The 21,791-nt window shown below is 41.1% G+C and carries 19 protein-coding genes; 16 read left to right on the top strand and 3 right to left on the bottom strand.

Annotated elements, in window-relative coordinates; translation table 11 throughout:
* Positions 1 to 2 precede the first annotated feature (2 nt).
* The 10 genes from moaC (at position 3) to ACFWMP_RS09550 (ending at position 9,233) form a co-directional block, all read left to right on the top strand.
* Complete coding sequence (gene moaC, locus ACFWMP_RS09595) at positions 3 to 476, top strand: cyclic pyranopterin monophosphate synthase MoaC (RefSeq protein ID WP_042185273.1); 474 nt, start codon at positions 3 to 5, stop codon at positions 474 to 476.
* A 79-nt stretch (positions 477 to 555) separates the two neighbouring features.
* The gene (locus tag ACFWMP_RS09590; RefSeq protein WP_020429419.1) at positions 556 to 1,041 is read left to right on the top strand and encodes a MogA/MoaB family molybdenum cofactor biosynthesis protein; all 486 of its coding nucleotides are present in this window, start codon (positions 556 to 558) and stop codon (positions 1,039 to 1,041) included.
* A gap of 137 nt (positions 1,042 to 1,178) precedes the next feature.
* A complete protein-coding gene (locus ACFWMP_RS09585; RefSeq protein WP_042185275.1) occupies positions 1,179 to 1,421 on the top strand; it encodes a twin-arginine translocase TatA/TatE family subunit in 243 nt (80 codons plus the stop codon).
* Positions 1,422 to 1,571: 150 nt separating this feature from the next.
* Positions 1,572 to 2,339 carry a twin-arginine translocase subunit TatC gene (tatC, locus tag ACFWMP_RS09580; RefSeq protein ID WP_042193366.1) on the top strand — a complete coding sequence of 256 codons (768 nt, stop codon included), beginning with the start codon at positions 1,572 to 1,574 and terminating at the stop codon, positions 2,337 to 2,339.
* Between the two features lie 438 nt (positions 2,340 to 2,777).
* The gene (gene groES / locus ACFWMP_RS09575) at positions 2,778 to 3,059 is read left to right on the top strand and encodes a co-chaperone GroES (RefSeq protein ID WP_036676506.1); all 282 of its coding nucleotides are present in this window, start codon (positions 2,778 to 2,780) and stop codon (positions 3,057 to 3,059) included.
* 78 nt (positions 3,060 to 3,137) lie between these two features.
* On the top strand, positions 3,138 to 4,766 hold the full coding sequence (gene groL / locus ACFWMP_RS09570; RefSeq protein ID WP_042185277.1) for a chaperonin GroEL: 1,629 nt from the start codon (positions 3,138 to 3,140) through the stop codon (positions 4,764 to 4,766).
* 276 nt (positions 4,767 to 5,042) lie between these two features.
* Complete coding sequence (locus ACFWMP_RS09565) at positions 5,043 to 6,173, top strand: ROK family protein (RefSeq protein WP_042185279.1); 1,131 nt, start codon at positions 5,043 to 5,045, stop codon at positions 6,171 to 6,173.
* 20 nt (positions 6,174 to 6,193) lie between these two features.
* Positions 6,194 to 6,916: a 6-phosphogluconolactonase gene (locus ACFWMP_RS09560; protein ID WP_042185282.1), complete on the top strand. Its 723-nt coding sequence runs from the start codon at positions 6,194 to 6,196 to the stop codon at positions 6,914 to 6,916.
* 14 nt (positions 6,917 to 6,930) lie between these two features.
* On the top strand, positions 6,931 to 7,842 hold the full coding sequence (locus ACFWMP_RS09555) for an ROK family protein (RefSeq protein WP_042185284.1): 912 nt from the start codon (positions 6,931 to 6,933) through the stop codon (positions 7,840 to 7,842).
* Between the two features lie 5 nt (positions 7,843 to 7,847).
* The gene (locus ACFWMP_RS09550) at positions 7,848 to 9,233 is read left to right on the top strand and encodes a family 4 glycosyl hydrolase (RefSeq protein ID WP_339245391.1); all 1,386 of its coding nucleotides are present in this window, start codon (positions 7,848 to 7,850) and stop codon (positions 9,231 to 9,233) included.
* Between the two features lie 69 nt (positions 9,234 to 9,302).
* Here ACFWMP_RS09550 and ACFWMP_RS09545 read toward each other — a convergent pair whose 3' ends face one another.
* Both ACFWMP_RS09545 and ACFWMP_RS09540 read right to left on the bottom strand, forming a co-directional pair.
* Positions 9,303 to 10,286 carry a tRNA dihydrouridine synthase gene (locus ACFWMP_RS09545; protein ID WP_042185288.1) on the bottom strand — a complete coding sequence of 328 codons (984 nt, stop codon included), beginning with the start codon at positions 10,284 to 10,286 and terminating at the stop codon, positions 9,303 to 9,305.
* 44 nt (positions 10,287 to 10,330) lie between these two features.
* On the bottom strand, positions 10,331 to 12,607 hold the full coding sequence (locus ACFWMP_RS09540; RefSeq protein ID WP_379423261.1) for an AraC family transcriptional regulator: 2,277 nt from the start codon (positions 12,605 to 12,607) through the stop codon (positions 10,331 to 10,333).
* Positions 12,608 to 12,856: 249 nt separating this feature from the next.
* On the opposite strand from ACFWMP_RS09540, the gene ACFWMP_RS09535 reads away from it, so the two are divergent.
* From ACFWMP_RS09535 to ACFWMP_RS09515, 5 genes are all read left to right on the top strand, one after another.
* Positions 12,857 to 13,780 carry an ABC transporter permease gene (locus ACFWMP_RS09535; protein ID WP_379423259.1) on the top strand — a complete coding sequence of 308 codons (924 nt, stop codon included), beginning with the start codon at positions 12,857 to 12,859 and terminating at the stop codon, positions 13,778 to 13,780.
* 56 nt (positions 13,781 to 13,836) lie between these two features.
* Positions 13,837 to 14,691, top strand: a complete 855-nt coding sequence (locus ACFWMP_RS09530; RefSeq protein WP_379423581.1) for a carbohydrate ABC transporter permease — start codon at positions 13,837 to 13,839, stop codon at positions 14,689 to 14,691.
* Between the two features lie 72 nt (positions 14,692 to 14,763).
* Entirely contained in the window at positions 14,764 to 16,359 is a 1,596-nt protein-coding gene (locus ACFWMP_RS09525; RefSeq protein WP_379423257.1) for an extracellular solute-binding protein, read from the top strand.
* A gap of 80 nt (positions 16,360 to 16,439) precedes the next feature.
* Positions 16,440 to 17,252 carry an MBL fold metallo-hydrolase gene (locus tag ACFWMP_RS09520; protein ID WP_042185298.1) on the top strand — a complete coding sequence of 271 codons (813 nt, stop codon included), beginning with the start codon at positions 16,440 to 16,442 and terminating at the stop codon, positions 17,250 to 17,252.
* Positions 17,253 to 17,283: 31 nt separating this feature from the next.
* Entirely contained in the window at positions 17,284 to 18,147 is an 864-nt protein-coding gene (locus tag ACFWMP_RS09515; protein WP_042185300.1) for a DMT family transporter, read from the top strand.
* 150 nt (positions 18,148 to 18,297) lie between these two features.
* Here ACFWMP_RS09515 and ACFWMP_RS09510 read toward each other — a convergent pair whose 3' ends face one another.
* The gene (locus ACFWMP_RS09510; protein ID WP_042185302.1) at positions 18,298 to 19,275 is read right to left on the bottom strand and encodes a tRNA dihydrouridine synthase; all 978 of its coding nucleotides are present in this window, start codon (positions 19,273 to 19,275) and stop codon (positions 18,298 to 18,300) included.
* Positions 19,276 to 19,525: 250 nt separating this feature from the next.
* Here ACFWMP_RS09510 and ACFWMP_RS09505 point away from each other — a divergent pair, with 250 nt between their 5' ends.
* A complete protein-coding gene (locus tag ACFWMP_RS09505; protein WP_339245408.1) occupies positions 19,526 to 21,751 on the top strand; it encodes an S-layer homology domain-containing protein in 2,226 nt (741 codons plus the stop codon).
* Positions 21,752 to 21,791: the final 40 nt, after the last annotated feature.

Genomic DNA, 21,791 nt, shown 5'->3' with positions numbered 1-21,791 from the left:
TCGTGGAATTGACCCATTTTAACGAGCAGGGAAGAGCTCGTATGGTGGATGTGAGCGAAAAGGAGATTACGAAGCGGACAGCTGTCGCGCGGAGTAAGATCAAGATGGCAACTGAGACGCTTAGTGCCATCAAGGAAGGCAAGATCAGTAAAGGAGACGTACTTGCCGTTGCGCAGATCGCTGGAATTATGGCGGCCAAGAAGACGTCTGACTGGATTCCGATGTGCCATCCGCTCCCACTTACCGGTATTGACATCCGCTTCTCCGATAACAGCGAAGATGAACTTTATATAGAAGCAACAGTCCATACTACCGGAAAGACCGGAGTTGAAATGGAGGCATTGACCGCTGTTTCTGCCTCAGCGCTAACGGTGTACGACATGTGCAAGGCTCTTCAGAAGGACATGATTATCGGACCAACGCTCTTAGTATCTAAAAGTGGGGGCAAGAATGGAGATTACGCGCTTGAACCATGATCAGAGCTGACGTTCGATGCGCTGAAGCAAGTGGGCTGCACTGTACAGCCAATTATACATAGAGAGGGAGGACAAACCTATGGCGTGGAAAACAGCAATCCTAACGGCCAGCGATAAAGGGGCCAGGGGCGAACGGGAAGACACGAGCGCCCAGGTTATTCGGGAGCTGGTTGAAGAGGAACTTGGAGGCGAGATCGTTGAATATCGGATCGTGCCCGATGAACAAGATGAGATTATCGCAGCTTTGATAGAACTCACAGATTATTTTCAAGCAGATCTGGTATTGACTACCGGAGGTACGGATTTAGCGATACGTGATGTGACTCCAGAGGCAACCCGGCGTGTAATCGAACGGGAAGTGCCTGGACTTTCTGAGGCGATGCGAAGTACGGTGATGCAAAAAAACCGTGCGGTGATGCTGTTCCGCGGGATATGCGGCATTCGTGGACGCACGTTGATTGTCAACTTACCGGGCACACCGAAGGGTGTTCATGAGAATTTAGCAGCCATTATGGATCAACTACCTGAAGCGTTACTCATGGTAACTGGCCAATACCGCCAATAACATTGTCATATTCTTGTCACGTCACAAGGATAAACTATTTATAGAAGATAGTGGATGTAACTGTGACATAAGTTATGGTATTATTAGATTATCGTAATCGATACCATGATCGGATAGACGGACAAGGAGGAATAATAATGTTTAGTGGAATTGGTACTCCGGGTATTATCTTGTTGGTTATACTGGCACTGCTCCTCTTTGGACCGAATAAACTGCCAGAGTTAGGCCGCGCAGTTGGACGAACCTTCCGTGAATTTAAGGAAGGCGCACGTGAAATCATTGGTGATGGTGATCCGGTGAAGAAGAGCGAAGCTCCTGTGCCGACGGCCCCGCAGACGGTCGCTGCAGATATTCCTCAGGACAAACGCCTGCCGGAATAATAAAAGATTTAACAATGGGGCAATCTCTCAAGTCTAATAGACTTAGGAGATGTCCCTTTTTCAATTTGGTTGCTGCTTTCTGCAGAAACGGGCACAGCTATACATAAAGTCGGTGTGGCGTTTCTATTCTTGTCATGGGATGGTGTCAGGATGTCTCTCGAATCGGAAGAAATGTCGGTGGTGGATCATCTCACCGAGCTGCGTAAACGGATTATTTATGTGCTGATTGTATTTGTTTTGGGATTGGTAGGGGGGCTGTTCTGTGCCAAGCCAATCTACGATTATTTAATTAGTACAGATCTAGCGCAAGGGTTTGTTCTGCATGCGTTCTCATTCTGGGATGGTATCGGAATGTATATGAAGATCGCAATGGCGGTTTCATTAGTCATTTCAGTTCCTTTTATTGCTTACCAGCTGTGGGCGTTTATTAGTCCGGGCTTACGACCGGAAGAGCGTAGTGCAACACTACGTTATGTACCCTATGTTTTTGTTCTTTTTCTAATCGGTCTTTCTTTTGCTTATTATGTTGTATTTCCAATGGCGCTTTCGTTCACAATCTCTATCACCCGGAGTATGGGACTGGAAGAGACCTACGGAATTGCGCAATATTTCAACTTCATGTTCAGTCTGGTGCTACCTTTAGCGCTGCTGTTTGAGCTACCACTGCTGGTGATGTTTCTGACCAAACTGAGGGTTCTTAACCCGATACGCTTGCGTAAAATGCGTCGATACGCATATTTCACGCTTGTCTTTATTGCTGTAGTCATCACTCCTCCGGACTTCATCTCAGACTTTCTGGTGACGATCCCACTGCTTGTGTTGTATGAGTTTAGCGTATTCCTGTCCGCCTTCGTCTATCGCAAACAGCTTGCTGCGGATGCGGCAAGGGAAGCTCAGTACACCAAGAGTGAGGAATGATGATAAGAGGGCTGTCACTAAGTAGATTTTTCTACGAAAGAGACAGTTCTTTTGTTTTAAACCCCCGTTTTTTGAAATGTTCGGGCGTAGGTGGTACAGTTGAGACTACTGAAATCATACGCATATTTTCACACCCTGTGGATAGAATGTATAGAGTGTGTGCCTAGGACAACCAGTGAAACGTTATTTTTTACGAAAACAAATGCGAATTTGTGTAAAAGGACTTGAAATCCGGGCTCAAGTTGAGTATCATAAAAATTGTTGTTAGCACTACAAGCTGTCGAGTGCTAATGCTTATGGAAAATATGAGATGGACCAGATATTCATAGCGTCCAATTGATATTTTTCATAAACACCAGAGATTCTGAAGTAAGACAGGTAAGTTCTAAACTATGTTTTGAAGCAAAATAACATAATTTTAAAGGAGGCTATTTTTTCATGATCAAACCTTTAGGTGAACGCGTATTGGTGCTACCGAGCGAGCAGGAGGAAACCACTTCATTCGGGATTGTGCTTCCGGACTCCTCGAAAGAAAAGCCACAAGAAGGAACTATTATTGCAGTAGGTAGCGGAGCTTTGAAGGATGGAGTACGTGTAGCACTCGAAGTAAAAGAAGGCGACCGTGTTCTTTTCTCTAAATATGCAGGAACAGAAATCAAATACGAAGGTAAAGAATATTTGATTATGAAAGAAAGCGACATTCACGCGATTCTTGACTAAGCGAGAGTCGATTATAAGCTAAATCTAAACTACTTAAAGTAACGTGATATACAAAAAATTCTAGGAGGTAATTACACAATGGCTAAAGAAATTAAATTTAGTGAAGAAGCACGCCGCTCTATGTTGCGCGGTGTAGATGCTTTGGCAAATGCGGTAAAAGTTACACTTGGACCAAAAGGTCGCAACGTGGTACTTGAGAAGAAATTTGGTAGCCCGCTTATCACTAACGATGGTGTAACTATCGCTAAAGAAATCGAACTTGAAGATGCATTCGAGAACATGGGTGCTCAATTGGTTAAAGAAGTTGCTACTAAGACTAACGATGTAGCCGGTGACGGTACTACAACTGCAACGGTTCTGGCACAAGCTATGATCCGTGAAGGTCTGAAGAACGTAACTGCAGGCGCTAACCCAATGGTTATTCGCAAAGGGATCGACAAAGCAGTTCGTGCAGCAGTTGAAGAATTGCAAAAAATCGCTAAGCCAATCGAAGATTCCCAAGCTATCGCTCAAGTAGCTGCTATCTCTGCTGCTGACGAAGAAGTGGGCCAATTGATTGCTGAAGCTATGGAAAAAGTAGGTAAAGACGGTGTTATCACTGTTGAAGAATCCCGTGGATTCGCTACTGAACTTGAAGTCGTAGAAGGTATGCAGTTCGACCGCGGTTACATTTCCCCGTACATGATTACTGATACGGACAAAATGGAAGCTGTTCTGGAGAACCCATACATCTTGATCACTGATAAGAAAATCAGCAGCACTCAAGAAATCCTTCCATTGCTTGAAAAAATCGTTCAACAAGCTAGACCGCTTGTTATTATCGCTGAAGATATCGAAGGCGAAGCACAAGCCATGTTGATCGTGAACAAACTGCGTGGAACATTCAACGCTGTTGCTGTTAAAGCTCCTGGCTTTGGCGACCGTCGCGAAGCTATGCTGCAAGATATCGCTGCCCTGACTGGTGGTCAAGTGATCACTGAGAAGCTCGGTCTTGATCTGAAGAGCACTTCCATTGAACAACTGGGTAACGCACGTCAAGTACGCGTAACTAAAGAAAACACAACAATCGTAGACGGAAGCGGCGACAAAGCGGACATCAATGCTCGCGTAAGCCAAATTCGTGCTCAACTGGAAGAAACAACTTCCGAGTTCGACAAAGAAAAATTGCAAGAGCGTTTGGCTAAATTGGCTGGCGGCGTAGCCGTTGTCAAAGTTGGCGCTGCAACTGAAACTGAATTGAAAGAGCGTAAACTTCGCATCGAAGACGCCCTGAACGCAACTCGCGCTGCGGTTGAAGAAGGTATCGTTTCTGGTGGTGGTACAGCTCTTGTGAACGTATATAATGCTGTTGCTGCTGTAGATGTAACTGGCGACGAGAAAACAGGCGTTAACATCGTGCTTCGCGCGCTCGAAGAGCCAGTTCGTACCATTGCAGCTAACGCTGGTCAAGAAGGTTCCGTTATCGTGGATCGCTTGAAAAAAGAAGCTATCGGCATCGGCTACAACGCTGCTACTGGCGAGTGGGTGAACATGTTCGAAGCGGGTATCGTTGACCCTGCTAAAGTAACTCGTTCCGCGCTTCAAAATGCTGCATCCGTAGCTGCTATGTTCTTGACTACTGAAGCAGTAATTGCTGACAAGCCAGAACCAGAAAAACCAGGTATGCCTGATATGGGCGGCATGGGTGGAATGGGCGGCATGATGTAATTAAGGCTGATAAAGCCTTGAAATAGGTTGGATTAGAAGCCTCTCGTGAGTTCATTGAACTCATGAGAGGCTTCTTTTTGTGGCGTACCAGATGCACGCCTAGTTGGTGATAATAAGATAGAGAACAGATAAATTTAAGGAAGTTAAATAAATACACTTGAACGTTCACTACAGTGAATATATAATAAATTCAAGAGGTCAGTGCTGACCTGATTTTTTTGATTAATTATTTAACTTCATTTATAAATTATATTAATAATATAACGAGGAGGACATATGAAATCATTTTTGCCCAATGATATTAAAGATGAGAATAGAAAAATAGTCTTCGATATTTTGCTTCAATATCCTGAACTGGCGAAAGTCGAGATCACAGAAAAAACGGCAATGAGTTTTGTTACTGTAAGCAAGATTGTTACCTTTTTTGAACAGATTGGTTTATTGACCGTCACTGGTGAAAGTCGAGAAGGATCTGGCGGCTTGGGAAGAAAGCGTACGGTTTACAGATTTAATGAAAACAGCTATACGACAATCGGAATACAGATTATTGGCAACACGATTACAGCGGTACTTATTAATCTGCACGGCAAGATCATAGATTCGTATTCGATTGAAACAGATATTCCGTTCTATAGCCAGCAGTTCACTTCGATATTTATAGAGATTGTAGAACATTTAAAGAGTAAAGCGAAGGAAACGGATAGTTTTGTATTGGGGATTGGTATTGGCGTTGATGGTGCGATCAATACAAGAAAGAAAACGATCCGGATGAGAACGCATCACAATAAAGAAAACGACTTTAAGTATGAAACGATTATTGAAACTCTCAAGAACGAAGTGAACTTGCCCATTCTTCTGGAGAATGATGTGAACGCAGCGACTGTGGCGGAATTTCGGAATCTTGAAAACTCAGATCAAGCATTGACGAGTCTCGTTCATGTTGCTACAGGTGATGGGGTCGGGGGCGGCTTGATTATTAACAAAGAGCTTCACCGCGGCGTTAATGCAAGTGCGGGTGAGCTGGAGTATATGTGCTTTGATTCAGAATATAAACGGACTCCATCTTCAGTCGGTTGGCTGGAAAGCAAATTAGCTATTAAGTATTTGTTAAGCACATATGATTTGAATTCAACGAATGACGTAGAAGCTTGCATTGATTATGTTTCGAAGAATCTGGCATTAACGATTACCAATATGATCAGCATCTTGGATATCGACCAGGTCATTATTAGCGGTAAAACGGTAGCGCTGTTTCCGGAACGTATATTGGACCGCACGAAAAGCTATGTCGAGCAATATACGGAGTGGACTCCTCAAATTTCGGTGAGTAAGTTACATCAATCAACAGCAATCGGAGCAGCTATACTTATTCTCCAGCAAGAGATGATAAATGTCATTTCGGAGTAAACAAGAAGGAAGTGAGCAACATGATCAAAATCTTTGAGAATGAAGAGGAAGTAGCAAAAGAAATTGCCAGAGAGATGAAAGATCATTTATTTACTGATCAGCATCCCGTGTTCTGCCTGGCTTCAGGGAGTACTCCACAAAAAAGCTATCAGAAATTTTCCAATGATGCGGACCTCCAATTGAAAATCAAGAGGCTTAACATCGTTAGCTTGGATGAGTGGGTTGGCATTGACAAAAGCTCTGAAGGAAGCTGCTATCAGATGTTGAATCAAGATCTGTTCTCGCAGATTTCACTGGATAGCAGACAGATTGTGTTTTTTGATGGAACATCGCCGGATATGAAGCACGAATGCTTGCGAATTGATCACTTTATCGAGCAACACCCAATTACATTCAGCTTGATGGGCGTAGGTATGAATGGGCATATCGGATTAAATGAACCGGGTAGCCCAGTAATAAATTACAGCAGTGTTGTGGAGCTGTCGGAAACAACAAAGACTGTCGCTCAAAAATATTTTCATGAGCAGACTGAATTAAAGCAAGGCATTACATTAGGTTTGGAACAGATTGCAAGTAGTAAAAGAGTGGTTGTCGTCATAACTGGAGAGCGCAAAGCTGAAATCGTGAAGGAGATTTTCACAAACTCTGACGCACGGCTGCCTGCTCAGCAATTGCTCGGCTATGATCATATAGATTTCTTTTTAGATGCTGCAGCCGCCAAATATATGGATCAGTCATCATAGTTGAGGAGCGTAATATGGGTAACTTCGTTATTGGTGTTGATATTGGAGGTACAAATATAAGGGTTGGATTAGTGAATGAGCACCTTGAACTTGTTCGGAAGGAGTCGGCATTAACAAGAGATTTCCAAAATGCTGACGAAATTTTCAAAACCGTCAAGGAAATGACAGCGAAAGTCGATCATGAACAGCTAGCAAGCAAGATAGGTATTGTATTGCCGATTCCTTGGAATGATCAAACACAGTTTATTCGAGATATAACCAATATCCCTTGCCTAGAGAATGTTAGTATCGAAACTATCAGGGCGTTCTTTCCGAATTATGAAGTGTTTTTTGAGAATGATGTAAACGTGATCACAGTGCTTGAATCGGATCATGGAGCTGCCAAGCCGTATAATCAATCCATTTATATAACGGTTAGTTCAGGAATTGGATGCGGTATCATACTTGATAAGAAAATTATTCAAGGAGCTCATGGATATGCGGGCGAGATCGGAAGCATGATTATTTCCGACAGCAAAAGAAACCATTCAACGTTGTATAACGGCACTTTGGAATCCCTATGCAGCGGCATTGCTCTTGAAGCGGAAAGTAAGTTTTTATATGGCATTGATGCCACGTCGAGTTTGTTATTTGAAAGATATCATATGGGAGATCGGCAAGCGATTGAAGTGATCGACAGGTGGGTTGAGTACTTTTCCAACGCAATTGTTTCTTTGATGCAAACAATTGATCCAAATATTTTTGTTATCGGAGGAGCGGTCATTCATCACAACCAGTGGTTGATTGATAGAGTGATAGAAAGCGCTAAAAAGAAAGTCCTTCCACATTTAAAAGAGAACATTAAAATCGTGTTGACTGAATTTGGACCTGACGCCGGAATTATTGGTGCTGGCTATAACGTATATAAAAAGGAAAAAGGAGCTTGAAGACAATGAAAAAGTTGAAGGTTGCGTTAATCGGAGCAGGAAGTGTTTCCTTTGGGCTAGGAGCACTTCAAGATATGGTGTTGTCAGAACGTTTAAAAAATCAAGTAGAGCTCGAAATCGCGCTTATGGACATTGTAGAAGAAAATGTGAATAGAACATACAAGTATGCAACCGAAATGTTCACGGCATTTTCTCATCCTGCGAAGATTTGGCAAACGACGAATTTGGAAGATGCATTAAGAGATGCTGACTTCTCCATCGTTGCGATTGAGGTAGAGAGATATCACTACTGGTCACAAGACTTCCATATCCCACGGCGTTACGGCAGCAAGCAGCTATATGGTGAGAACGGCGGTCCAGGATCAATGTTCCACACTTTGAGAAATCTAGGTCCGATGTTGGAAATTGCAAAGACAATGGAGAAGGTGTGTCCAAATGCTTGGCTAATCAATTACACGAATCCGGAAGCGAAATTGGTGGAAGCGATCTCCAAATTAACTTCAATCAAAGTGGTAGGCTTATGCCATGGTTTAGACATTGGTATTCATCAGCTAGCTGAATTTCTGGAGATGGATGGTAAAGATATCGCTGTTGAAGGCGGCGGATTGAACCACTTTGGCTTCTTCACGAAGATCTGGAACAAGAATACGGGAGAGGATTTATACCCTCGACTCCATGAAAAAGAAAAGATAGCTAACCGTTTGGCACAATTTGATCATGTTGGATTATCCAGAACGTTGTATCGAACGTATGGCTACTTCCCTTATCCGGGTACTAACCATTGCGGCGAGTATATTTCTTGGGCAGAAGATTTCTATGCTGGACTACCCCTGCAGTTCCGTTACGATCCAATAAGTGAGCAGCTATGGAAGAAAGATTCTAGAACACCTGAATTTGTATACTGTGCAAGTGGCAGTACTTTAGATAAAGGCTTGTTCGAAAAAACAATGAACCAAGAGCTCTGGATAGAGCAAGCTTATACGTTCGATAAAGAAAAGGTTCAAATTAGTAATGAATATGCAGTGCCAATTATTGAAGCGATCTTCTTCGAAGATGAAATCGAGTTGAATGCTGTTAATATGCAAAACAATGGCGCTATTAAAGGACTTCCAGATGATATGGTCGTTGAAACACAAGCGATCGTTAACAAAAATGGTATCGAATTTAAGCCAATGACGGTTGAACTGCCAACTGCCATTATCGGAACGATCCATATCCAAGGTACAATCCATAAGCTGTTACTTGAGGCGTTTGTTGAAGAGTCGAGAACAAAATTGCTGCAAGCGATTCTGCTTGATCCGCAAGCTCCAACCTATTATCAAGCTTGTGCGATGATCGATGAGATGTGTGAGCTGCAAAAAGAATTGCTGCCAAAGCTTGAGTGGAATTAGGTTATCTTTAATAAAAAAGGCCTCCGTCTGATGAAATTCAGAACTGAGGCCATTATTTTTTATTACGAATTACTCTAATTCTTTATCTAAGAAAGGTTGCACCAATCGCCGCACCTCATCGGTTGAATTCGTCTCCATCAATTGATTTCTTAGTTCGTCGGCACCATCAAATCCACGAATATAGATTTTGAAGAAGCTCCGAAGTGGATTAAATAGACGTGGTTCATGTTCTTTTGAATATTTATCGTGAAGATCTAAATGAAAAAGTAGTAAATGAAGAAGTTCCTCCACACTATGTTCTTTAGATTCTAGTTCAAAAGCGTATGGATTCTTGAAAATACCTCGGCCAATCATGACACCATCCACGCCGTATTGTTCGACTAATTTCAAGCCTGTTGCACGGTCAGGAATATCTCCGTTAATCGTTAACAACGTATTTGGAGCAATTTCATCGCGTAATTGTTTGATTTCAGGGATAAGCTCCCAGTGTGCATCTACTTTACTCATCTCTTTTTTTGTACGAAGGTGAATGGAAAGATTCGCAATATCTTGTTTGAATATATGTGTTAGCCACTCGCGCCACTCATCAATTTCACTATAACCCAATCTTGTTTTTACACTAACTGGTAAGCCACCTGCTTTAGTCGCTTTAATAATTTCTGCTGCCACTTCAGGATGTCGAATTAATCCAGCACCTTTTCCATTGGTTGCGACGTTTTTTACTGGGCATCCCATGTTTATATCGATACCACGAAAACCAAGCTTTTTCATATCCATGCTCATTCGTTCAAAATACTCTGGGTTATTGCCCCAAATATGAGCGACCATCGGTTGTTCATCTTCCGTGAACTTTAATCGAGTAAGCACACTTTCTTTTACTTTTACTTTAGGGTGACAGTAATATTCTGTATTTGCGAATTCCGTGAAAAACACATCCGGTTTTGCAGCTGCACTAACCACGTGACGAAATACAACATCTGTGACATCTTCCATAGGTGCCAATATAAAAAACGGCTTTGGTAAATCAAGCCAAAAATTTTGTTCGTTACTCATTAAGTTCTCCTTCTTTTACAACATTTTGCCCATCATACATAGTATCATTTTTTTTCGCTTGCTGCACAAAATTGTAGAGGGTCTCTTTTTTTTCTATAATCGCTCGGGGTTATACCAGTACTATTCTTAAATAAACGATAAAAATACGAACTACTAGTAAATCCAGTTTTTTCTGCGATATCAACAATGGTACATTCAGAGGTCTTCAGTAGCTCTTTGGCTTTATTCAACCGCATTTCACTAATTATATCGGGTAGTGCTTTTGTAGTTAATTGTTTATATAACCGGCTCAAATAGATTGGAGACATCGAGAGCTCGTCTGCAATTGAATTTATGCACAGGTTGGAATTGCTATAATCTCGCTCAATAATTTGATGTACTTTTCTAATGAGATCTTCTTGTTTTGTACTTCTTTTCTCTTCGAGTTTTTCACTTATTTCTTCAAATATCTTGAAATATGGAGTGTTGATTTCTTCCATGGTTTCAACATGATTTGGTAGTAAGAACGTTGTATCGAATTCGGGTAATGTTAAAATCGCATTGTTCTTTTTTAATGTTCGCAAGACGTTATTAACAGTAAGTGCTAAATGCGATACGACAAGTTGAACAACGGTAAAAGAATATTCTGATATTTCTCCTACGATATCAATATAGATGCTCCGTGCCTTTTCCGCATTTCCTGACATCAAGGATTCAATGAACTGTTTTTCTTTGTGAACTGGAAACATATATTCTTTGGTTTTTAAGTTCATAATGTCAACCGAAAAGAGGATGCTACCGTATCCTTTGAATAATCGATGGTAAGAAGCCTCAAGTACTTGCTTGTAGACTAAGATGCATTGCTCAATGGATTCCTTCACAGGACTAAAGGTAATCGTGATGGATAATTTTAAATGTTTGGCGATTGACAATTGCATAAGCTCTGCCATTTCAATCAGCGAATCCCGTTCCGTTATATAAAGCGGATCATGGAAGTTTAGCAAAAGTAAAAGACTATCATCCCCCATATCAATGGCTTCGACTTGAAAGATCGGTGAGGAAATTTCTGTACAAATGTTCATTATGGCATATTTGAGCAATTTTATATCTTCTTTGTATTTCTCGAGGACTGTGGGGAATTGATCGATCCTTATCAAAACAATCAGTGATTTATTATTAACCATAAGCTCTGAATTGAAGTAATGTAATTTCTGTTGTAATACCTCAGCATTATTCGTTTCTCTACCTAAAATCGTATTTCTAAGGAAATCCTGCTTGAGAATATGCTGATGGTTACGTCTTTCTGTTTCCAGGGTTTTGAACTTGCGTATGACTTTGTCAATCGGGCGATATACGCTATGGGATAAAGTTAACGAAATCAACAATCCTAAGAGAAGAATGCCAATACAGATAAATAATATTCGATACCTCATTTCATTTATTTCTTGAGTGATATTGCTATAAGGGGTAATCCGAACATATTTCCAGCCTAATGAATCGGGTGTAGTAAACGTTATTAAAGATTTAACTCCATCCACAGTGTCTACAAAATATGTAGATTCTGAAGTATCCTGAATAATTTTCTGTATATAGGTTTTATCAGATATATCAGTTAGCATCTCTTGCTTATCACTACTGGAATATAATATTCCATCCTGATTAATGATAAACGTGTTATTCTCCGAGATCTCTTTCCCCGACTGATCCATTCGCAGGCCTAACCATGATGCCGAGATATTGACAACAACAGCTGTATTTAAATCTTTATTATCATCAATGACGCTATAACATAAGTAAGTGTAGCTTGATACTGGAGTGGTCTGAACCGAACCGATGTTATAGGTTCTGGGAATCGGTTGAAAGGGGCGATGTTCTTTGAATTTCATAAAAAGGTCTAAAATTCCATCATCATCCAGTTCGGACTTCGGTTGAATTCCGCTTCGTGAATTATTGGAACTAATATAGAACTGATTGGATTTCGCATTATATACATAAATGGATTCAATGAATGGTAAGGATGCGCGATAGTTATCAAGTTGTTGCTGTGCAAAAATGACATCATAGATATTCAAGTCCGCATAATACAACAACTTAGATACCGCAGAATCATAGTAAATCTGGGAGGACAGTGAGGTAACAGTCTCTGTCATAGTAGATAATTGCGTTTTAATTTGATTTAGACTATTTGAATCGGAACGATAAACTTGTTTAAGTGCGATGCTTGTAAAGTTCATATAAAGAATAGTTGAAGTTATCAAAAGGGTAATAACAACACATCCAATAGAGCCAAGGAGTATTCGGCTGTAAACTTTTTTATGCTCTTTAGACCAATGTTTTATCATTTGTTGAAACCCCTTTCATCGCTGGTCTGAGTATAAATCATCAGTCTGGTGCTTTCAATCAAATTTATAAATCCAGCAGCCGAAATTAGGTTAAATGTAGTGAATATTCACAAAAGTACAGAAATTTCATACTTCACAAATACCGAGATTACAGCAATGTGTGTCATTGTACAGTATATTATCGAATCCGCTTCTTCTATGATTTGGAAGTAAGATTCACGAGCAATTCTATTCAGGAGGAGGTCAGTCATGTTTAAGAAGAAAGGTTTTTTTTATGAATTAAATAAGAATAAAATCATGTTTTTGATGATAGCACCGACACTGCTTTTTTTCTTAATAAATTCTTATGCTCCAATGGTCGGCATCTATTATGCATTCACAAGTTATGATTTTGCAGGTGGTTTATTTGGAAGTCCGTTTGTAGGATTAGACAATTTTAAATTTTTAACGCAATCTGGAATTCTATTGAAGTTGACAATCAATACGCTTGGATACAACGTGGTTTTTATCATATTAGGTAACGTGGTATCTATAGGGGCAGCAATCCTATTAAGTGAAGTCCGAGGGAAGCTATTTAAAAAGTTATCACAATCCATAATGTTTCTACCCTACTTCGTTTCGTTTGTTCTGATTAGTGTTTTAGCGTTTAACATGTTTAATGCTGATTCCGGTTTTGTTAATCAGTTATTAAAATCGTTAGGACTTGATCCAGTAGATATATACAATACACCGTGGCTATGGCCATTTCTGATTACAGCATTTTATATATGGAAGAACTTAGGCTATTCCATGGTCATTTATCTTGCATCCATCATGGGAATTAGTGATGAGTATTACGAAGCTGCCAAAATTGACGGTGCAAATATTTTTCAGCGAATTTGGTACATTACCATACCTATGCTGAAGTCAACATTTATCATTCTGCTCTTATTTGCACTCGGAAGCATTATGAAAGGTCAATTCGATCTGTTCTATCAGCTTGTAGGGAACAACGGTGTGCTCTTCAACGTTACGGATATTGTCGATACTTACGTTTATCGGTCTTTGAAAGTTAATTTTGATATTGGTATGGCAACTGCTGCTGGCTTGTATCAGTCTATCTTCGGATTTGTAATGATTATGACAGTAAATTATATCATCAAGAAAATTAATGATGATTATGCATTGTTCTAAAGTAGGGAGGAGGGATTACATTGGATGACAACATTCTAAGTTCTAGAGTTTTCCGCATGATGGCTTACCTGATTATTACGATTTTTTCTTTACTCTGTCTCTTTCCTTTCCTTCTGATTATTTCAGGCTCATTGACAGCCAATGAATCCATTATTCGCGACGGTTTTCACTTGATTCCTAAAGTGTTCTCGCTGGAAGGTTATGAAATGGTATTTATCTTTCCAACTCAGCTAATCAAAGCTTATGGTGTAACGATTTTTGTAACTGTGATTGGAACGTTGGTGGGATTGTTTCTTATTACGATGGCGGGTTACGTTCTGCAGAGGAAAGATTTCAAGTATCGCAATCATTTGTCCTTCTTCATTTATTTCACAACGCTGTTTGGAGGGGGGCTTGTGCCCTGGTACATCATGCTGACTACATACTTTGGGCTGGCAGACACCTATGCCGTACTGATATTACCTGGTCTTATGACACCTTTTCTCATTATTTTAATGAAAAACTTTATCAAATCTGCGATTCCGGAAGAATTATTCGAATCGGCCAAAATCGATGGCGCGAACGACTTTAGGATCTACTACAGTATCGTGCTGAAGCTTGCTATGCCTGGCATAGCGACTGTCGGTCTGTTCCTTGCTCTGACGTACTGGAACGACTGGTTCATGTCTTCTTTGTTCATTAATGACGTTAGCATGTATCAGCTTCAATACTACTTGTATAACACGATCAATACCATGATGTTCGTTTCTCAAATGGCCACTGGAACCGGTGTAACCCTAGGGCGTGACATTCCGACAGAGTCGACCAAGATGGCAATGGCGATCGTCGTTACTGGACCCATTATTTTCTTATATCCGTTTATGCAGCGATATTTTGTGAAGGGATTAACGATTGGTGCAGTGAAGGGTTAGTACCGAAAGCAAACGAAGGGAACTCGTATGCGATCGGCTGACATAGATCATTTAATTAAGGGGAGGGTTAGTATGAGAAAAGGAAAAAAGAAATTGTTAACGATCGGCACTTCTTTATTCTTAACTGCAAGTTTGTTTGCTGGCTGCAGTAGTAATAGCACGAATACTAAGGAGGCATCGTCAGAATCAACAACGAATTCGAATACCAGTACTCCAGCACCAGAAGCATCAGAAGCGACTGGAATCGACACATCCAAGAAAGTAGAGCTTCAGTTCTATATGCTGGGCGATGCCCCAAAGGATTTAAATCTCATTCAGGATGAAGTTAACAAAATGGCATTAGAAGATTTGAATGCAACCGTCAAATTCAACTTCACAACCTGGACAGACTGGGAGTCGAAGTATAAGCTTCTGTTGTCCTCAGGGCAGCCGATTGACCTGATCTTTACGGCAGAATGGACAAATTACCAGTCATATGCGGTGAAAGGGGCTTTCCTTCCGCTAGATGATCTCCTACCGAAGGCTGCACCTAAGCTACAAGCATATGTACCACAGGATTTCTGGGAAGCAGTCAAGGTTGACAAGAAAATTTACACCGTTCCAGCTATCTGGAAGGAGTATGTAAATGATGGTATTGCCTATCGGGAAGATTTGCGTAAAAAGTATAATTTGCCAAAGCCGGAATCACTCGAAACGCTAGAGCAGTATTTGGATGGCATACGCAAAAATGAACCGGATATGCTACCTCTGGCGGATACTGAGGTTAGTCATGTAGATTCCATCCGTCAAATGACTACTAAAACTGTGAATACCAACGATAAAGTTCCATATGGACTTAGCATCATGTATGACACTCCAAGAGACGTAACCAGCTATTGGGGCTCTCCGCAGCATTTGGAAGATTTAAAAATGTTCAGGAGTTGGCAAGAAAAAGGGTACTTTATGAAGAATATGCTGAACATTAAAGATAGTGGTAGTGATATATTTGCTGCCGGTAAAGCCGCAGCAATTTTGGGAAGTGAGAATCCTAACCGCTTTGGTGATGCTGTTGTCAAAGTGAAATCACTGCATCCGGATTGGGAGCTAGGCTATTCCCCGTATCCGAACATGAAAGGATTCTCTTCACCCGTTCACCCGATTCATAATGGCTTTGCAGTTCCACGCAGCAGCAAAAACCCAGAGAGAGCTCTTGCTTTCTATGAGAAATTGGTCACGGATAAACGCTACAATTGGCTGACGCAATACGGTATTGAAGGCAAGCATTTTGAAATTGAAGATGGGAAATATTATAAAATGCTTGGTGATGCCCAATCAAATGGATTCACAAGAGAAGGTATGAATGGATGGGCATGGAGAAATCCGGAGTTCATGTTGTTTGATAAGAGCTATCAAGCTGTGTTAGACATGTTCGATGAAATGGATAAGATAGCAAAACCGAATATTTTCCAAGGTTTCGGAGAGGATTGGACGTCTTATCAAGCAGAGAAGGCGGCCCTTCTACAAGTTGAAAAGCAATACTTATATCCTTTGAATGATGGTATGGTTAAGGATGTTGAAGCCGGCTTGAAGTTATTTATGGAAAAGGCGAAAAAAGCTGGTCTCGATAAAATTCAAGCGGAATACACGAAGCAATGGTTGCAGTATTTGGATGATGCAAATATTAAGTGAGTGAGCCAGTTTAGAGTGTTACTCGTAGAGAACAACAGGATTAACCTCCTGTTGTTCTCTACTACAAGGGTGGTATATTTATGAAGGTTCTTTTTCATGGAACGGCTGCATTTGAAGGGATTCCCTCGTTATTCTGTCATTGCGAGACTTGCAAGCATGCCAAAGTACGTGGTGGAAAAAATATTCGTACACGCACTTCGGTCTTGATTGATGAAATACTTAAGATTGATTTTCCGGCGGACACCTTACTTCATTCCATTCGTGATTCTGTAGATATGGATAAGGTTCGCGATTTATTGTTTACACATTCACATTCCGATCATTTGTATCCTGAAGATTTACTGATTCGTGCGCTTGGTTATGCTCAATTTAATGAAGAGGAAGAACTTCATCTATACGGTCATGATTTGCCTATTAAGCACTGTAGTCAATTGCTTGCCACGGAAAGGCATCGCTTCCAACTTCACAACTTGAAGCCCTTTGAAACCGTACAAACACAAACAGCTACGATTACGCCATTGCTTGCCAATCATGATTCTAAAGAAACTTGTTTATTGTATTACATAGAAAAGGATGAAAAAGCCATTTTCTATGGTCACGACAGCGGTTGGTTTCCCAAACAGACTTGGGACTGGTTGAAAGGGAAAAAACTGGATCTTGCTATTCTAGAATGTACGACTGGGAATGCCCCAAATTGTGAAGTTCACATGAATGTTGAAGATACTCTAAAAACACGGGAATGGTTAATCGAGAATTTTGTTATGAAAGCAGAAGGGCGAATCGTAGTCACTCATTTCTCTCATAATGCTCATCTGTTGCATGAAGATTTGGTTCATATTTTTGAGCCGAATGGGATTACAGTAGCATTTGATGGGATGCAACTGGACATATGAGTTAGCGCATAAGTGAAATGAGGATATTTCTATGATTTCAATGGCATTCTTTTTAGTTTTATTTTCAGGTATTACCCATGCGGTATGGAACCTATTTACAAAGAGAAGTCTGAATAAATACGTATTTCTCTGGTCGATTCATATTGTTGGTACACTTGCTCTATTACCTTATTTTATTATTGAGCTGCTTCAAGTTGAGCTTCATGCGGAGACACTTGGCTATATGGCGATATCTGCTTTATTTCAAGGGTCGTACTTCATTTTCCTCTCTAAATCGTATTCCTATGGTGATTTATCGCAGACCTATCCAATCATGCGAGGGACTGGTGTCATGCTAGTGACCTTGTTAAGTGTTGTGTTATTCGGGGATTCCTTAACTCTAGTAGGCTGGATAGGCTTTTGTTGTATCATAGTAGGGCTCTTTATTATTAGTGGAATCGTTAATCGTCATGCAAATCAAGGGAAAACGACTCATTCTATATCCATTTTTTATGCAATTGTAGTAGGGATGTGTGTTGCAGGCTATACATTAATGGACAAACTAATTGTCCAGCAATTATCTCCACTATCAACGCTTGAATTATCCAATATTAATTATGTAATCGTCGCTTTCTTCATGGTCATAAGAGCCGGTCGTGCACAAATTATAAGGGAATGGCAACAAAACTGGAAAATGATCTTGATTGGTTGTATTTGCTCGCCAGCTTCTTATTTTATGTTTCTGATGGCGATGAAGCTTGCTCCACTAGCTTCAATTGCGCCAATACGAGAAATTGGAACGGTTGTAGGTACGATTCTTGGCATACTTGTACTAAAAGAGAAGCAAGGAGTACGAAGAATTATCATGTCGGCTGTGATTACCTGTGGGATCATCTCCATTGCCATATGGGGATAAGTTGATTTACTAGAATTGAGGACTAAGTTCTGACCGTATAGGGTAAAAATGAAAGGCCTCTCGTAGGAATACGAGAGGCCTTTCATTCTGTTAAGTATTAGATAGTTTTATACTGTCTAATTAACGGGGCAATTCACAGGTGAATATGCCTCATTCTAATTCTTGTTCTAAAACAGTTTTTACTAAACGACGTACTTCATCTGTTGATCTTGTATCCATTAATTGGTTTCTTAATTCGCTTGCGCCTCTAAATCCACGAACATAGATTTTGAAAAAGCGAAGAAGTGGTTTAAATGAACGTGGCTCGAGTTCATTTGAATATTTATCGTGAAGATCCAACTGTAATAGAAGTAAATTGAGAAAATCCTTTGGACTATGTTCTTTAGGTTCTTTTTCAAAAGCAAATGGATTGGTGAAGATGCCGCGGCCAATCATGACACCATCAACGCCGTATTGCTCAACTAACTTTAATCCTGTTGCGCGGTCCGGGATATCTCCATTTATAGTTAATAACGTATTTGGAGCAATTTCATCGCGTAATTTTTTTATTTCAGGGATTAACTCCCAGTGTGCATCTACTTTACTCATTTCTTCTTTTGTACGAAGGTGAATGGAAAGATTCGCAATATCTTGCTTCAATATATGTGTTAACCAATCCCGCCACTCATCAATCTCAGAGTAACCCAATCTTGTTTTAACACTAACCGGCAATCCACCGGCTTTTGTTGCTTGAATAATTTCTGCTGCAACCTCAGGATGTAGTATTAATCCAGCACCTTTTCCATTGGACGCGACGTTTTGTGCGGGGCATCCCATGTTTAAATCGATACCGCGAAAACCAAGTTTTTTCATATCAATACTCATCTGTTCAAAAAATACAGGTTTATCACCCCAAATATGAGCGACAATTGGTTGCTCATCTTCTGTGAACGTTAATCGACCACGTACACTGTCTTTTCCTACAGGGTGACAATAGCTTTCTGTATTAGTGAATTCTGTGAAAAACACGTCGGGTTTGGCAGCTTCACTAATGACGTGACGAAATACAACATCTGTGACATCTTCCATTGGTGCTAATATAAAAAACGGCTTCGGTAAATCAAGCCAAAAGTTTTGTTCGTTACTCATATTATCTCCTCTTGTTGCGATATATAAAAACATATAAGTTATAGCAAAGACCTTTTACCCAACATACATATTATCATTTTTTTTCGTTTGATGCACAGAATCAATGATGTGAGCGACAGCTATGTTTGTGGTGGTAGTATCCACCAGCATATAAGGCCATGGCTTATTTGTTTATAATCTGTTTATTGATCCTTGTTATAATCCTGTAGACAAACGACATAACGCATCCAATGAACAGGGGGACAAGCAAGTGAACAAAAAGCAATGGATAAGCTCTATATTGGCTGCTGCTGTATTATCAAGCCCTATCCTTATGCCGACCAAAGGATCGGCTGCCGCTTCCTTTATTGATATTGATGGCTCATATGCAAAGAAAGCGATTGTTGAGCTATTCGATCAGGGGATAGTGACCGGTGTTGAAGAGAGTAAGTTCTATCCTACGTCGAATATTACACGGCAGGATTTTGCAATTATTTTAGCAAAAACATTGAAGCTGGATGTTTCGAACCCTCCTGCGCTGCCAACCTTTCTGGACGTTCCCGCAAGCAACTACGCATACAGCTATGTAGAGGCAGCTGTCAAAGCCAGATTGATCAAGGGTACAGGCAGTAATCTTTTCGGTACGGGGCAAAATTTATCACGTCAGGATATGGTCGTCATGTTCGTGAGAGCATTGGGGGTCAATCCTACGGGTAAAGCTGGAACTTTGCAATTTGCTGATAGTAGCCAAATTGCTGATTATTCCAAAGATTTTATAGCTGCCGCTGTAGAATATGGATTGATTACTGGATATAATAATTTTTTTAATCCTGATGCCAAAGTAGATCGTCAGGCTGTAGCTCTAGTAGCCTCCAAGTTTTTGAAGTTTAAGGAGAACGGGAATACTGAGCAGCCAAGCTCCACACCAACTCCTCAGCCGGGTAAAGAAGTGGTAACAGTACCTACTCCTGTTGTTGGAGGGTCCTCCTCTTCACAAAGTGGGCATAGCAGCAATTCAGATATCAATGCACCTATGGTTGATAGCACCAAGTTCGAGGCGATCGATAACTACAACGGGACTCAAGATCAGCTTCGCGGTTTAGCGGGAGCCATTGGCGAGCAAGGAGCAGCAGTACAAGCCTACCTGTGGACGGATGCGAATGAGAACGGTGAAGTAGATGCCGATGAATTAGGAACAGCCATCGCATTAGGCACCAGCGAATCAGACGGATCTGTGAGTGCGGCCAATATTGGTGATCTGAACGCAGGAACGTATCGTTTTGTGATTACCGCTAAGGATTCATCAAATAATGAATCGGCGAAGGATGGTGCACATGCCGTTACGGTGACCTTGGGCAAGAACGAAGTTCCGGATACGACTGCACCGGTAGTGGACGCAGCCAAGTTCGAGGCGATCGATAACTATAACGGGACACATGATCAGCTTCGCGGGTTAGCGGGAGCAATCGGCGAGCAAGGAGCAGCAGTACAAGCCTACCTGTGGACGGATGCGAATGAGAACGGTGAAGTAGATGCCGATGAATTAGGAACAGCCATCGCATTAGGCACTAGCGAATCAGACGGATCTGTGAGTGCGGCCAATATTGGTGATCTGAACGCAGGAACGTATCGTTTTGTGATTACCGCTAAGGATTCATCAAATAATGAATCGGCGAAGGATGGTGCACATACCGTTACGGTGACCTTGAGCAAGAACGAAGTTCCGGATACGACTGCACCGGTAGTGGACTCAGCCAAGTTCGAGGCGATCGATAACTATAACGGGACACAAGATCAGCTTCGCGGGTTAGCGGGAGCAATCGGCGAGCAAGGAGCAGCAGTACAAGCCTACCTGTGGACGGATGCGAATGAGAACGGTGAAGTAGATGCCGATGAATTAGGAACAGCCATCGCATTAGGCACCAGTGAAGCAGACGGATCTGTGAGTGCGGCCAATATTGGTGATCTGAACGCAGGAACGTATCATTTCGTGATCACCGCTAAGGATTCAGCCAATAATGAATCGGCGAAGGACGCTGCACATGCCGTTACGATTGAGCTTATTAATGGTGTTCTGATCACACCTACGGTTACTAGCTCCATATATGGCTTTGACGGAGGTATTTCAAAAACAAAACAGCTGGTAACTGGTTCTACGCAACGGACCATTCGCTTTGACTTTTTTTCCGGAGAAACCTTTACGAATGCTGAAGTTCAGGTAACGATAGAAGGCATGACCTTTACCACAAATGACTACTATAACATTAGTGGGTGGTTAAATCTTACGAGTGATCAAATTAGCAATGATGGGCATACGCTGACTTTCACAGGAAGCAACAGAGGTGTTTCGGATATCGCGTTTCAACTTGAAAATAAAAAGATGCCGGCCCCTGGGACCTACCTCATTAAGTTCAAAGCAGATGCGGATGGACCCGGAACAGCCAGATCTTATTCCGAAGAACAAGTCATTACCTTAATTATTTTGCCTCCGGCCTAAACTAGAAGCTTCTCATGAGTTCATTGAACTTAAGGGAAGC

Source organism: Paenibacillus sp. NPDC058367, assembly GCF_042723305.1.
Lineage (GTDB): Bacteria > Bacillota > Bacilli > Paenibacillales > Paenibacillaceae > Paenibacillus_AQ.
Note: the sequence above shows the minus strand (reverse complement) of the source record. Positions and strands in the feature narration are given on the sequence as shown.

What these genes read in the sequence shown, in the direction of transcription:
- tatC (WP_042193366.1), top strand. Translation starts at nt 1,572, where the DNA reads ATGTCTCTCGAATCGGAAGAAATGTCGGTGGTGGATCATCTCACCGAG.
- ACFWMP_RS09550 (WP_339245391.1), top strand. Translation starts at nt 7,848, where the DNA reads ATGAAAAAGTTGAAGGTTGCGTTAATCGGAGCAGGAAGTGTTTCCTTT.
- groL (WP_042185277.1), top strand. Translation starts at nt 3,138, where the DNA reads ATGGCTAAAGAAATTAAATTTAGTGAAGAAGCACGCCGCTCTATGTTG.
- ACFWMP_RS09520 (WP_042185298.1), top strand. Translation starts at nt 16,440, where the DNA reads ATGAAGGTTCTTTTTCATGGAACGGCTGCATTTGAAGGGATTCCCTCG.
- ACFWMP_RS09525 (WP_379423257.1), top strand. Translation starts at nt 14,764, where the DNA reads ATGAGAAAAGGAAAAAAGAAATTGTTAACGATCGGCACTTCTTTATTC.
- ACFWMP_RS09565 (WP_042185279.1), top strand. Translation starts at nt 5,043, where the DNA reads ATGAAATCATTTTTGCCCAATGATATTAAAGATGAGAATAGAAAAATA.
- groES (WP_036676506.1), top strand. Translation starts at nt 2,778, where the DNA reads ATGATCAAACCTTTAGGTGAACGCGTATTGGTGCTACCGAGCGAGCAG.
- ACFWMP_RS09530 (WP_379423581.1), top strand. Translation starts at nt 13,837, where the DNA reads ATGATGGCTTACCTGATTATTACGATTTTTTCTTTACTCTGTCTCTTT.
- ACFWMP_RS09545 (WP_042185288.1), bottom strand. Translation starts at nt 10,286, where the DNA reads ATGAGTAACGAACAAAATTTTTGGCTTGATTTACCAAAGCCGTTTTTT.
- ACFWMP_RS09535 (WP_379423259.1), top strand. Translation starts at nt 12,857, where the DNA reads ATGTTTAAGAAGAAAGGTTTTTTTTATGAATTAAATAAGAATAAAATC.
- ACFWMP_RS09510 (WP_042185302.1), bottom strand. Translation starts at nt 19,275, where the DNA reads ATGAGTAACGAACAAAACTTTTGGCTTGATTTACCGAAGCCGTTTTTT.
- ACFWMP_RS09540 (WP_379423261.1), bottom strand. Translation starts at nt 12,607, where the DNA reads ATGATAAAACATTGGTCTAAAGAGCATAAAAAAGTTTACAGCCGAATA.
- ACFWMP_RS09515 (WP_042185300.1), top strand. Translation starts at nt 17,284, where the DNA reads ATGATTTCAATGGCATTCTTTTTAGTTTTATTTTCAGGTATTACCCAT.
- ACFWMP_RS09560 (WP_042185282.1), top strand. Translation starts at nt 6,194, where the DNA reads ATGATCAAAATCTTTGAGAATGAAGAGGAAGTAGCAAAAGAAATTGCC.
- ACFWMP_RS09555 (WP_042185284.1), top strand. Translation starts at nt 6,931, where the DNA reads ATGGGTAACTTCGTTATTGGTGTTGATATTGGAGGTACAAATATAAGG.
- ACFWMP_RS09590 (WP_020429419.1), top strand. Translation starts at nt 556, where the DNA reads ATGGCGTGGAAAACAGCAATCCTAACGGCCAGCGATAAAGGGGCCAGG.
- ACFWMP_RS09585 (WP_042185275.1), top strand. Translation starts at nt 1,179, where the DNA reads ATGTTTAGTGGAATTGGTACTCCGGGTATTATCTTGTTGGTTATACTG.